A 12,458-nucleotide genomic window follows, 5' to 3' on the forward strand; every position below is an offset into this window, starting at 1 on the left:
GCGAACGGCGCGTTCGCGGACCTCAGGTGAAAAGTGGTTCGACTTCTTCATGGCTCAATCCTCTCAGAGAAAAGAGCCTCCTCAAAATACGGGGCGGTTCAGACCACTGCTTTAGCTCCACAACGATCAGGCGCCGTGAACCATCGTCAGCATGTCCAGCGAGAATCACATCGATGCGCTTGGCCGACTGGGGAAGGATGAATTCGATGGCCACTCCCACATCGTCTGCAATGTCCTGATCGCTCAGAACTCGGGCGACGTACCCAAGTGACTCGCGCCACGACCGTACTTCTGCCTGGGCGACCTTCCGACTCGTCGCCGCTCGGTACTTGGCATGAATAACTTCTTCGATGTCTCGGTCGTTGTAGTCGCGCAAAAACTCCTTCTTGTCAGCCTGGTAGACGATCATGGCTTGGGCAATTGGTCGTATTTGGTGCTGACACCCCGCGCGGCCTCGATGGGGTACTTGGCGGCGTTGGATGCGAGCTTGTTGACGACGGCTGCGTTGAGGTCGACGCCCAGGACGTCGGCGAGCCGAATCAGGTACAGAGCGACGTCCGCGAGTTCATCGCGCACGGCTTGGGCTGTCTTCGGAGAGGACGCTGCAGCGTGCGAGTCTGCCTCCGTCATCCACTGAAATATTTCGGTGAGCTCGCCAACCTCGCCAGAAAGGGCCATGGCCAAGTTTTTGGGCGAGTGAAACTGCTGCCAGTCTCGCTCTTCGGCAAACCGCCGGAGCGCCTGCGCAGCTCCATCAATGTCAATGAGGGTCTTTTTCACGTCCTGCACCTTTCAGGACAGATTGTTACCGACTCTACGGTCCAGACGATTGCGAGGTTTAGCGACAGTTTGGCGAAACCCATTTCGAGCGAAAGGGAAGCAAGTGCGACAGTGGAACAACGTAGCTTGCTGAATACAGGCCTCCGATGAAATCAGCCTTTGCTCTAGCCAAAAAAGACTCGAACCCAACTCTCTGACACCCCTGAATACTCACCTTGTACCTCGCACCTGCACCACGAAGAGAAGCTTAGATTCCCTCTGTCTTTCACTTGTGCACGACGAAGACCTTAACCTCGACGCTACGGTCGCTTTTCCGGTGGTCACCTCGCAAATCCTTAAGCCCCTCTGGATTCGTGAGGTAGTGCTCGGGGTCATAGACCACGCACCAGAGCTTCTTGCAGCCTGGGTGTGCCGCGTAGTGCGCAATATCGAGCACAAGCTCATCGCCGACCGCCTTTGCATGTGACCTGTCCCGCACGCACTTTGTCTCGATGACAAGGTCGTGTGCAGGAAGAAAGAAATCCATGCGCGTGCTTCTGCCTGCATAGCTCGGTGTGTATTCTTCAGCCCGCACGTCCACGACCCAAGGCCGGAGCAGGGCATGGAGCAAGTCTTGCACGTCGTATTCATTGACGAAGTGCATCGTTTCCGCACCCTTTCGCCGGTATGTAAGGGGGTGCATCGCCCGGCGGAGCCCTTGAATGACGACCAGAACTACCTCATCAACGGTTCCGGGTTTCGCGGGAACCATCCGAGCGGCAACTTGACTGACATGATCGCTCTCAGCTGCCCGTCCCACCGGCAGAACCCGTCCGTGTCGGTAGTAGCGCAGTCCGTCATCCGCTAATACGGCCTCGATTCTTGCCTTGCCCTCTTTCCAACGCTGAAACTCTGCCTCGTCAACCGGCTTCGTGTCCATGTACTCTTCAAGCACGTTGCCCAAAACCTGCAAGCTATCCGTGTTGGCATCTTGACCTGCTCGAAACAACCATTCCTTCCACTTCGAGTGGTGCGCCAACGCCGGAGGCTCGCCTGGGGCGCCAGAGGTCGAAAAGAGAGTATTGAGCGTGTCGTGCCCACCCATACCTTGGATGACATCGCCCACTGCCTTACAGAGGGCCCTTGAAAGGCGTGTGTTTGCCATTGTGCTTGCACTATAGCCGCGGTCAACCGAACTGCAGCTTCGGGGCGAGAGCACAGCAGCTTCGGGCCCGATCCCGCCTGAGCTAGCATGGCGGTCATCGGCCACAGGCAGATAGATAACGGTCGCAACACTAGGGATAGCCTCAGCAGTTGGACTTTTCGCGAGCACCATTCAGGGAGTCATTTTGACAGACGAATCGCGTAGCGGAGGCGACCCTGAGGCCCAGGGTTCGGGAAGCTACTCCTTAGACGGTTACGACTACCAGATTGAGGTATCCGTCTGGATCGCACTGGCTTTGGTAATGGTCAACCGACTGACTGATCAAGTCGTGCTTGAGCCCATGAGCGAAGAGGACCTTGAGTCCGATCTGGATGAGTTTGAACCGGGAAGAGTCACCGGCATTGTGCAGGTCGAAAGTTACCGCCTGGTGGTCCAGGCGAAGAAGAGAAGTGGCGATGCTTGGACGGCAGCTGGGATCAAGGCACTCCTGCTGCACGGGAACCGTCGAACCTCAGTGAAAGAAAGGCTCCTTGAGAAGAACGTTCGGTACTTGCTCGTGACAGATTCGTCTGTGAATGGTGTCGCGCGCGGGATGGTTGTATCGCTGCCGGGTGCCTGGCCGTCGCCATCGGAAATGCCTCACAGCATTTCCTCTGAACTGTACGAGGGAGCGGCCGGACGGGTTGCCGTTCTCGCCAGCAAGGGCGAGGAGTTGATAGATTTCTACATCAAAGACATCTTGCTCCAGCGATTCAGGGTCCCGAACTCCAAGCTGAATGACTGCGTCCGAGCTCTGTGGGACGAGGCACGCATACGGATCAAGGGTGCTGGAGCAGGAGTGTGGCGACGAGAAGAGATTTCGACGGTCATCAGACGGCACGACGGCTACCTGGCGGACTCGCATGAACTTGACCGATACGTCCACCCGTCGAACTGGGAGGACTTGCGCGAGAAGATGAGGAAAGAGTCGGCTGCGCTCATCATCGGAAAGTCAGGCACAGGAAAGACGATGGCGACTCGAAAGCTTTTCGAGGAGTTGCGCGCGGAGATTCCAGGACTCACTCGCGTTCCCATAACACTTGGGCCAACTCAGCTTAAGAACGACAGAACTCTGCCCCCGGTCTTGTACGACATTGAGGACCCTTGGGGCCGATTTGATTTTGACCCTCAGAGTCGGCCTTGGAATGACCAGATCACCACGTTCTTTGCTGAAGCGACGCCTGGTCGAATGATCGTGGCCACCACGCGCCACGACGTCGCCGTCGCCGCGCACGTGAAAAATTCAGTTATGCCATGGGCCATTCCACTGGAAGCTGAGCACTATCGCCGAGCTCAACGCCAATTGCTCTACCGCTCGCGCATCGACGACTTGCCTCGAAATCTACGGGCCATGGCTGCCGGCGCAGAGATGAAGGTTTTGGGACAACTCAGTACGCCCCTAGAGATCCAGAAGTTCTTTGATGAGCTTCCAATCATCGAAGGTGATGTGACCCGAAACCCTGCGTCGCATGTAACAAAGGCAATCGAGCGTGCGCATGAGAGGTCTATTGAAGAAACGGTTCGGCTCCAAGTGGAACATCGAGGCGACTTCCACTCTGCGAGTGTGCTTTGGGCATTGCTGAAGGTGACTACCAAAGTGACGACGCCGCTTCTCATCCGTCTTGAAGACCTGTTTTCCGATGCTGACAGGCAGTACGACGGTGGATTGGTGGCACTTGCTTCATTCTTCGTCGCTGCAAGGAATTTTCGTCAGCAAGATACACTGCTCTCGTACTACCACCCCCGTGTCGAAGCAGGCCTTGGACATGCGTTGCGCTCGCAACACTCGAAGCTGCGCAGAGGTGTGAAAAGCCTGATAGTGGTGCTAGCCTCGCTCCCGGACGAGGATGCTGAGTGGGGATTGTCTACAGCTGCTCGAGTGGTCCAAGCGGCGGTTCAGACTTTTGCACTGAATCTGCAACTCGGAGCTGATGTCACCTCAAAAATTGACGAGTGGCTTTCACGCGAGTTGCTCAAAGAAGGTGAAGGGCTTGGACGAGCACTTCAGTTGGCTGCGATTGTCGGGTCGGCACGCAACAATCTTGCGGAGTTTGCCCGTTTCATTGAGCATCGACCGGACAAGACCTTTCCAAGATTTTCGTACTGGCATGCACCTTCCCATGAGGAGGACTGGTACGAGAGGCTTCGGCAGGATTCAAGAGTACCAAGGCTTATTGATGCCTTCGTGGAAAGAGTCTTGGTGGATAGCCGCGACCACTTCCACATCAGTCTCACACAGGAACTAAAGCGTCTATCACCTGACGTCACCAAGGCGTTCGTTCGCGCTGCGTTGCGCATCGCCTCGTACGGTGTCGTGTACTCCAGTGACGTGGTAGTCGAAGGCGCGCTCGACGACTTGGAGAGTTTTGAGCTCGTGCTAGACAGAGCGGTTCAAGAGCTAGAGCATACCCCCGCGCAATTGGCGCAGATCCGAGACGAGATCTTGCAGATTGAGAACGAAGTCTTCAGCGAGAACTACGCCGAACACCTCTCTGAGAACGACGACGGGTACACCGCAAGCGAAATCGTTGAAAGTTACGTCAGCCGTCTTCGCCGTGACGGTCACTGGAGTGCCATACCTCACCATCGACATAAGCTTCATATGCTGCGACCGTGGGCAAGAGATCTTGCAAAGGACGATGCTCTGGACGTAGTCGAGCTTCATGCTGCTTTCTCCGAGATGGAGGGGCACGAAGCGGAATCCTCCTTGTGGCACGCGGTATCTAGAGTTGAGTTGGAACCATTCTTCGAACGGTTGACCAAGCGTTTGACACAGCAGGATTCGCACCCTGATATCTGGACATCGGCACTCAGTTGTCTCGTTGAAAAGACGCCAAGCCGTATTGCGGACGTGATATCAGAGCTCGAAGCAGCCCGTCGGCACTCGCGAATGATGGAGATTGCGATGGTGTTGGGGCGTCTCCAGTCACATAACAGGGTTGACTCGGAGAAAGAAGACGCGGCATTTAAGAGGCAGTTGGTGGTGGCTGGTGGGATGCTTCCTCCTGTCCTCCAAGAGGTAGTGCTTGCAGCATTCAATCAGCAGAAGAAGCAAGACGTTGTGCTCTCTTCGGCGGTCCGAGCTTGGATTGGGCACGTGGCCGATGCGACTGAGGAGGTGCGTGTTTTCCGGTTGAATTTCGAGGAGCTACTTCAGGGAGACCCGCTTGAAGATGTGGCCTGGGTTCTGGAGCACTCGAAGACACGAGATAGCTGCGCGCTAGCAATTCAAGTGGCCGCTCGGCATGACATGAAATCCGTCCTGGAAGACAACTTGGGCCACCGCTACGCTAGGGTGACTGCTGAGGCGGTGCGTTACCTCGCAGGCCCGTTGCGAACGCCCTTACCCGATATATTCCTGGATATGGCTCGTGCCGAGCCCAGCCCTATTCGATGGGCCCTTGTGGAGGTTCTTGCCGCAAACCCTCAACCGGAACACATCCCCGCGCTGCTGACACTGGCGGCAGATAGATGGTCGCGCGGGCATCCTCAGTATGGGGACGCAGTTGATTTCCCAATAGCTGTGGCTGCCGTGAAAGCGCTGGCTCAGTATCCAGGAATTGAAGAAACGGTCGCACGCCACCTGTTGCTGATTGGGCAGGAGACGAAGGACTATGACCTTCAATTCGAAATCTTCCAGTTGCTATTGGAAAGGGGCGATGCTTCTTTCTGTGATGAGCTGTTGGCAGAAGCGACAAACGGTTCAGGCCAATCGAGTCAGACATCCGCCAGGGCGCTGCTCGTGAAAAGCGCTTTCGTCCAGGAAGGCTCCCTCAGCACAATAACTGCGCCGGTGCTACGCTCCAGGCCGCCACGAATTGCCGCAATGCTCGCTATGCTCGTTGCACTACGAGCGTCCGACGAACTACGAATTGGACTCGCGGAGCAACTGGCCACTAGCGCTAGTAGAAGGATATTGCTTCTCTTGATGCTCTGGGTCACTGAGGACGACGCGAGTTTTCGGCATGCGCTTGCGAGGATGCTGCCCGGATTGCATCCTGCGGTGCGTCACATCATCGCCGGTGAGCTTGAGAATCTCGATGAGAACTCTCTAGATGAACTCGGTGATGCGCAAATGGTGTCGGTTGTTCTTTCGTTCCTGAAGCCGAAGCCAATAAGGAGCTAGGGATAAGCTGGGTCGATGCGAGGTTGTCGTTAGGTAGCGGAGAAGAGCTGATATGACAGATTCCATCAAGCGCGAGGGACTTTCCGAAAGGGAGCAGACGAAGGTCAACTTGCTCAAGAAGGCACAGCACCACATCCCTTGAGCACCAGCTTCTTTGTCGAATGCAGAGTTGTTCTCCAAGCTGCGGATGCGTATCTGACGAGCTCGAGGTGAGCAAGCCCGGTCGACATGGCCCATACGATGATGGTTATTCGTTCTCCGTCAGCCCTCTCTTGGACAGGCTTGCTTCCGAGAGCAGTGAGTTTCGCTAGCGCGTGGAGTCGAACAAAGCGGCAACAGTGGCCAGGGCGCCTGCGACCTTGTTAATTTTCACCACCTCACCCAGGTAGGGGAGAGCGGCTCGCAAGATTAGAGGGGGCGACTTTTGATCTTTTCGACTGTGTACGAGCCCTGAGGCGTTTAAAGCTCATGAGCGCTCCCAGAGGTACCGACATTGCAGGGAGAAAGAAGTGACGCCATGAGCTGCAAAAGATGGTGTTCATAGACTCAACCGAGCGCTGTGGTTGGGCAAGCAGTCGTTTTCGGCGATAGTCATATGCGTTTACGCTACCTCAACGCTGATGCACCGTGAGCATTGTTGCGGGCGCGAGTGCAGAGGACACACGAATGCGGAAATAAACTAAGGGAGGAAATACATGCCAGTTGAGATTGTCGAAGCCACCATCCACCGCCTTGACAAGGCCGTCCAAACCCGTGGCGCCGGTAGTGTCGCTGTGCAACCGCGAGAAGAAACGTTGCCCCTAGACCCGGTGCTTCAGCGTCTATGTGAGAGCTTGGTTCTCATGTACGCCAGGGCAGCAAATAGCAACGGAACGCTCGGGGTTGACCCCACCGCGCATCGATTTCCCGTTCACCTCGGTGCCTATGTGGATGAACAATTAGAGTTCATCCCGTTCACGCGCCATGCTGCATCCCTGGTCGCGATGCAGATGGAAGACTCCTTCTTGGCAAGCGGTGGATATGCGCTGTTTCTGCGTTACCGGAGCGACGCTCACGATTTCATGCTTGTGGCGATGCTCAAACTCAAGCCTGGCGCCGGCATTGATGCGGGAACGCTGAGCCTTACCGAGACGTTGAACATCGACCTGGCTCACCTTAACGAGGCGGCCAGGGTGAACATCACACGATGGAAAACCAATCAACAGCCTTACCTCACGTTTATCAAGGGCGCTACAAGGCAGGCGGAGGTCAGTGAGTATTTCCGCGACGCCTTGGCTTGCACCAGCTTTACCGACTCGAAGCACCACACAGAGGCAGTGCTGCGAGCCGCTCACGACTTTGTGAACGCGCGTGAAGACTTGACGGTAGAGCAGAAGCGCGAAGAGATGGCAGTCATGCGACAGAGGCTTTTCGCTTGCTTCGACAACAATCGAGAAGAGGTTCCCCTGGCTACCATTGCCGCGAACGTCAATCCCGGTTCTCCAGGTGACTTTCTCGAGCACGTCAGAAACCGCCCTGAGGGTCAGGGGTACGACCTGGACGACCGTTTCAAGCCACACCGCGCGACGTATGTCCTCCTCAAGCGAGTGCGTGGCAAGATGGGTACAGTGTCCTTGTCTTTCGATGTTGCCGACGTTCAGGCTGAGCGGGTGCTTTACGATTCGGGCGCTGACGCCATCGTCCTGAAGTCCCCGACTGAAGCACTGAAAAGGTCCATTCAGGAACATGCCCCAATTGCCGACTAGCCCTCATGAATGGGTGCTCTGGCTCTTCGAGAATCTCGAAGGGGTAGAGCACGCAGGTGCACACTGGGAGGGGCGGCTGCCGGCAGACGTCGACTTCAAATCCACGGTTGACTCCATCCCCGAAACCGTTCGAGGCCTGGCCGACATTCACATCCGCAAAGTCGAGTTTCATCCAGAGGCTGGTGATGTCTATGCGGACATGGACGCTCTCGTTAAAGGCTCAAGACTGCGCAAGGTTCCGCTCGCGTTCACGGTGCGCCAACTCGGTTACGAGCATGGTCAGACATCGCCTCCTCATTCAGTGCGCAACTACTTGGACGCGGTGAAGCTGTGGCAGTTGCTTCACTCCTTTTCCGACTACGAGGTCGGTCAGTCGGCAGGATTTATCAAGAGCTACGACGCGAAGGTGGAGTTGCGGCCTGACTACCAGGCCTGCGACCTCGTCACGCTCCCTGGTCTGTCTGAGTTCGGCGAGGTGTACTTTGTGGCGGCCCACCACCGGGAAGAGAAGCGCAACATCGTCCGCTCGGCACTCCTGGAGACCTGCAAAGGTCAAAAGGTCGTTCGCTTGGCCGAGCTTCTTCCTAGGTTTGGCGACCTGGTTGACCGAGTCAAGGCCTCCTACACCCTCTACACGGCTGACTTCTCGTTTGAGAAGCTGCGCTCGGAAGTCGATGCCAAGAACGTCGATGACATGCTGCGCCTGAACAAGACGCTGGCAGATATACAGAACCAACTTCTTGCCTTGCCTGCCGCGTTGTTGATTGCCGGAGCGAGTGTGAGGCCTGACTCCCTGGCATCGAACGTCACCATTTGGCTCGGTGTCTCTGTCTTCGCATGGGTGATGGGCAAGCTGGTGGCGAACCAGCGACATTCTGTTTCGGCCATTGAGCAGGAGGCACAACTGCGTATCGCCAAGGTGGCCGTTCAGCCTGAAGACATATCAAAACTAGTGCTTCCCTTGTTCAAGGGCCTCGAGGACCGCGTCACTCGACAGCAAAAGACACTGAGGAGAATCGGTTGGTCTGTTTGGCTCGTCTGGTTTGCAGCCACCGCTGTGGTGATACATGCGCAGTGGCCACAGTTCTTCCCGATGTGTGTGGCATGGCTGGCTGACTTGGTGCGAGATGGGCGCGCGTTCCCGGCTCCCGAACTTTCCACGACCTGAGGTCTTAGCGACGTACGATACCCTGCGCAAACGAGACCGATGACAGGTTAGCTGAAGAAGCGAGGTGTCGGTGTGATGCGCCCATCGAACTACTCGAGTTACCCGCTTCCATGCGAGAAGCCTCCGTCGCAGCGCTCTACAAAGAGATCGGTGCAACGCTCATCGGTCCTATGAAGCCCACCGAGTTCTCAAAATTCGTCGCGTCTACCCCTCCCGTGTGTGACCGCTTTTGACAGCGGACTCTGGACGAATAGGCCTGAACGACCGCGATCGCTGCGAAGCCGAAGGCTAGTTCTCCCGGACCAGTCCAAGACTGTCGACCTACCGCCCTAGGATCTGTGCGTATTGTCATGTGAACTGGGGGGCAATCGCCGCAACAACATCGGCCAGCACTTTCGCGCTGTCATTCGCGTTGGTATCAATGACTCGGTCGGCGAGGCTAACCAACGACCTGGACTGCATCTCGTTGTCGTGGTCGACAGCCTTCTCATAGCAGCCATCGTAAAACGCACCTTGTTGCTTCGCCCGGGCTTCATAGCGCTCCTTTAGGACTTGCTCAGGAGCCACGAGGTGCACATGAAGCACATTAATCCCAAACGCATCTCGAAAGTGCTCCACCTGTCTGCGCTTTCGAACAGCGTCGACGAGCCAGCGCTTTTGCTCAGGCGCAGCGGCTAGTAGGGGCTTCGCCACCTCATCAAGAAGCCACCGGTAGTCGGTTTCCCGGTCAAGTCGGTCGCCAAGCTCCTGTAAATCGAAGCGTCCGTCCCCACCCGCTTCTTGCTCCGCTTTCGAGCGCAGGAAATTGCTCGAACGAACAATCTGGAAGCCGTGTCGCTGCACCAACAGGTCGCGCAGGGTGGTTTTCCCCACGGCAAGGGGACCACTAAGAAGTAGGAAGGTCTGGGACATGCGTTTTAGCTCCAGATATGTTATTGCTATACCAGGGGTCAAAGCTTGCTTGGGAGAACCGAACGGGACAGCGCACAGATCCCATTGATGACATCAAAAAGTACCTACGACAAGCGTGCAATGCCGCGATGACGCCTGGGCACCGATGGCTCAACTTGTTCTGGTCTACTTCGCTGATCGCATAGTGGCACTTTCAAAGAACCATGAGGCATTGCGAGCGCAGCTGAAGCAGAGAACCGCAGGCGCTGGCTGATTTAAAGAGGCAGATTCGAAAGAACCTGCTCTCCTTTTATCCGTCTGACCTTGATCACGAACTTCTGGATATCAGGGACGGCGTAGTTGACCACCACTTCGACCACATTCTTCACCGGTGCACCGCGTGTATTCACGGGATACGCCTCAATCGAGGTGAAGTCGGCCAGGCCCCTCTCGTGCCAGTAAGGCAAGGTGTTGCCTGAGTTCATGCGGCAAAGGGAAATCTGGTCCTTGTAGCTTCCAACCAGAGCGGCGGTGTCAATCGTCAGCACGTCGTGCTCTAACGCGCGATACATGCGGGCACCGAGCAAGCGCATCAGACGCTCCTCCTCTGCCCACATGAAGACCTTGCCGTTCAAGAACTTGTACCACTGCTCTGGCGTGGTGCCCCCAACCAACGCCTTGGCAATCCGCTCGCGCGGCATCGGCTTCTGGTCACGGAGTACGATTTGTGCGCCGGCGGGACCAATGGCCACCTTCTCCGGACGATGAGTAGCCTCCAGGTCGATGCGCTGTCGCCCATTGATTTTGAAATGGTCGAGCGCTGCGGAGGTACTGAGAAGCCCGCGCTCCTTGATGGACTGCCAAGTGCCCACTTCTGCCATGTGATGCAGCGTGGGATAGCGCTGCACGAATCTGTCGATATCCATCTATTACTCCCCAAAATTACCACTGCCGGCGGTCAATGATGTTGCGCTGTGCAAAGGCGGTTGACACCATCGACACCGGCAGCCCACTGACTTTTTCTAGCTCAATGATGAAGCGCTGAGCCTCCTCATTGAGCTGCTCGTATCTGTACGATTTTTGATTCTCGACGCCCAAGTAGTCCGCAAACGTCAGCGCCAAGTCGGTCGGTCCGTTCAAAAGAAGCGCGCGGCGCAGAAGATGCCAATCAAACTCGGCAATGCGGCGCGGCCTGTGAGACACCGAGCCGACTTCGGTCTTGTTAATTTCCTCCAAGGGGACACCAGAGCGTTTGGCAATCTCCTTGAACTCGAGCTCCTTACCCATGTAGCCCGATGTGTTGCCGGTGATGGAGTTGCCTACCCGAATCGGATAGGTTCTGCACACCATGACCACGCGGCGCACATGGCGCTGGGAAAGGCCCGCTTCAGCCAGGCATGCAGCCACTGTCGTCAGGCGAGAGGTGACGTGCGGATAGAACCCATGGTGCAGACTGAGCAGCGTTCCTTGAGTCCCCTCAAGCATCAACTTCTTGCCAGAGCTCAGGCAGTCGGCAAAGTAGTCGACCGTGTCGTGGACGAAGTGCTTGAGTCGAGGCTCGTCCTTCGCAAGGCGAACACTATCGTTGGGGTCCCTCAGAATCTTGCGCGCCGTCGCTCTGCCAATGCCCTGTGCCGTTGAGCCAATGGCCCCCTTGAGCACCTCGTCCTCCCAGCGCTTATCTGCATCATCAATCAGCAGCGCCTGCGGGTCGATGATTAGGTTGTCAGGGGTAATCTGAAGCTCGCCAATCTCTTTGCGCAGCGTATCCAGCCCGATGACGGCGCCTGCCCCAAGTACCAACTTGGCATTGCGGTTACCGAGGAAGCCCGAGGGTAGTTGCCTGAACGTATATGCCTCGTCATTGTGCCTATAGACCTTGTGGCCCGCATTGGGACCTCCCACACGCACCAGAACGTCATACTCACCAGCGAGGTAGTGCGCTATGTTGCCTTTGCCTTCACTGCCGTACTGGCCGCCAATGAGCACATCAACACAAGCGCTCGCTGTCAACGGATTGGGCGCTAGGCGCGCCCTCACTCTTTCGAAAACGTCTTGCGGGCGGCAGCGTTCCGTGTCGATGACCACATCAGCATCCCGAACAAAGTCCTCTTCCGTCTTCGCGTCCCAGCGCCTCATGCGCGTCTCGAAGGCCACTTGTGATGGCGTTTTCGCTGCTTTGTAGCGCGTGCGTAGCACTGCTTGCGGAGCTGTCAGATGCACGTGCAGCACTCGAGGCCCCAGGTCGCGGACGCCTCGAATTTGCTGGGGAGATTCAACGCCCTCAATCAGAAAGGGTTTTGTTTGGTCCAGCGGACCCAGGACCATTCGGCGTGCAATGGCTTCCTTAAGCCACCTGCCTTCCGTGTCCGTTTCAAGGCGCGCCTCCTGCCGGGAATTCGGCACGACTCTCAATTCATGAAGTCGCTCAGCCAACAGTTCAGATTTGGTGAGGACGGGAATGCCGAAGCGAGACTCAATCTCCTTTGCGAGAGTGGTCTTTCCTGAACAGACTTTGCCGCTTATGACGATTACGCCTAGCTTCACCCACCCTCCACTTTGTGT

General features: G+C 56.5%; 9 protein-coding genes. 3 read left to right on the forward strand and 6 right to left on the reverse strand.

Features of this window, described 5'->3' with window-relative positions:
* Nucleotides 1-22 precede the first annotated feature (22 nt).
* The 3 genes from ASE11_RS06545 to ASE11_RS06555 all read right to left on the reverse strand — a co-directional run bounded on the left by ASE11_RS06545 (nt 23) and on the right by ASE11_RS06555 (nt 1,699).
* On the reverse strand, nt 23-409 hold the full coding sequence (locus ASE11_RS06545) for a hypothetical protein (protein ID WP_056268292.1): 387 nt from the start codon (nt 407-409) through the stop codon (nt 23-25).
* Nucleotides 406-780, reverse strand: a complete 375-nt coding sequence (locus ASE11_RS06550; RefSeq protein WP_056268768.1) for a nucleotide pyrophosphohydrolase — start codon at nt 778-780, stop codon at nt 406-408. Before ASE11_RS06550 ends, ASE11_RS06545 begins: the two co-directional genes overlap by 4 nt.
* A gap of 265 nt (nt 781-1,045) precedes the next feature.
* Nucleotides 1,046-1,699 (reverse strand): hypothetical protein, encoded by a 654-nt coding sequence (locus tag ASE11_RS06555; protein WP_200959318.1) that lies wholly within the window; start codon nt 1,697-1,699, stop codon nt 1,046-1,048.
* A gap of 409 nt (nt 1,700-2,108) precedes the next feature.
* Between ASE11_RS06555 and ASE11_RS06560 the strand changes: the two genes are divergently transcribed.
* The 3 genes from ASE11_RS06560 (at nt 2,109) to ASE11_RS06570 (ending at nt 9,002) form a co-directional block, all read left to right on the forward strand.
* Nucleotides 2,109-6,089, forward strand: a complete 3,981-nt coding sequence (locus tag ASE11_RS06560; protein WP_156406251.1) for a hypothetical protein — start codon at nt 2,109-2,111, stop codon at nt 6,087-6,089.
* Nucleotides 6,090-6,784: 695 nt separating this feature from the next.
* Nucleotides 6,785-7,834, forward strand: a complete 1,050-nt coding sequence (locus ASE11_RS06565) for a nucleoid-associated protein (protein WP_056268303.1) — start codon at nt 6,785-6,787, stop codon at nt 7,832-7,834.
* Nucleotides 7,815-9,002 carry a hypothetical protein gene (locus ASE11_RS06570; RefSeq protein WP_156406252.1) on the forward strand — a complete coding sequence of 396 codons (1,188 nt, stop codon included), beginning with the start codon at nt 7,815-7,817 and terminating at the stop codon, nt 9,000-9,002. The genes ASE11_RS06565 and ASE11_RS06570 overlap by 20 nt, the downstream gene beginning before the upstream one ends.
* A gap of 348 nt (nt 9,003-9,350) precedes the next feature.
* On the opposite strand, the gene ASE11_RS06575 is transcribed toward ASE11_RS06570, so the two are convergent.
* From ASE11_RS06575 to ASE11_RS06585, 3 genes are all read right to left on the reverse strand, one after another.
* The gene (locus ASE11_RS06575; protein ID WP_056268311.1) at nt 9,351-9,914 is read right to left on the reverse strand and encodes an AAA family ATPase; all 564 of its coding nucleotides are present in this window, start codon (nt 9,912-9,914) and stop codon (nt 9,351-9,353) included.
* A gap of 254 nt (nt 9,915-10,168) precedes the next feature.
* Nucleotides 10,169-10,819, reverse strand: a complete 651-nt coding sequence (locus ASE11_RS06580) for a DUF7002 family protein (protein ID WP_056268314.1) — start codon at nt 10,817-10,819, stop codon at nt 10,169-10,171.
* 16 nt (nt 10,820-10,835) lie between these two features.
* On the reverse strand, nt 10,836-12,440 hold the full coding sequence (locus ASE11_RS06585) for an adenylosuccinate synthetase (protein WP_082585573.1): 1,605 nt from the start codon (nt 12,438-12,440) through the stop codon (nt 10,836-10,838).
* Between the last annotated feature and the right edge of the window lie 18 nt (nt 12,441-12,458).

The sequence above is a fragment of the Hydrogenophaga sp. Root209 genome (assembly GCF_001428625.1).
Taxonomy (GTDB): domain Bacteria; phylum Pseudomonadota; class Gammaproteobacteria; order Burkholderiales; family Burkholderiaceae_C; genus Hydrogenophaga.

Excerpts from the sequence above, each read along its gene's own strand:
- ASE11_RS06545 (WP_056268292.1), bottom strand. The coding sequence starts at position 409 with ATGATCGTCTACCAGGCTGACAAGAAGGAGTTTTTGCGCGACTACAAC.
- ASE11_RS06555 (WP_200959318.1), bottom strand. The coding sequence starts at position 1,699 with ATGGACACGAAGCCGGTTGACGAGGCAGAGTTTCAGCGTTGGAAAGAG.
- ASE11_RS06565 (WP_056268303.1), top strand. The coding sequence starts at position 6,785 with ATGCCAGTTGAGATTGTCGAAGCCACCATCCACCGCCTTGACAAGGCC.
- ASE11_RS06570 (WP_156406252.1), top strand. The coding sequence starts at position 7,815 with ATGCCCCAATTGCCGACTAGCCCTCATGAATGGGTGCTCTGGCTCTTC.
- ASE11_RS06575 (WP_056268311.1), bottom strand. The coding sequence starts at position 9,914 with ATGTCCCAGACCTTCCTACTTCTTAGTGGTCCCCTTGCCGTGGGGAAA.
- ASE11_RS06580 (WP_056268314.1), bottom strand. The coding sequence starts at position 10,819 with ATGGATATCGACAGATTCGTGCAGCGCTATCCCACGCTGCATCACATG.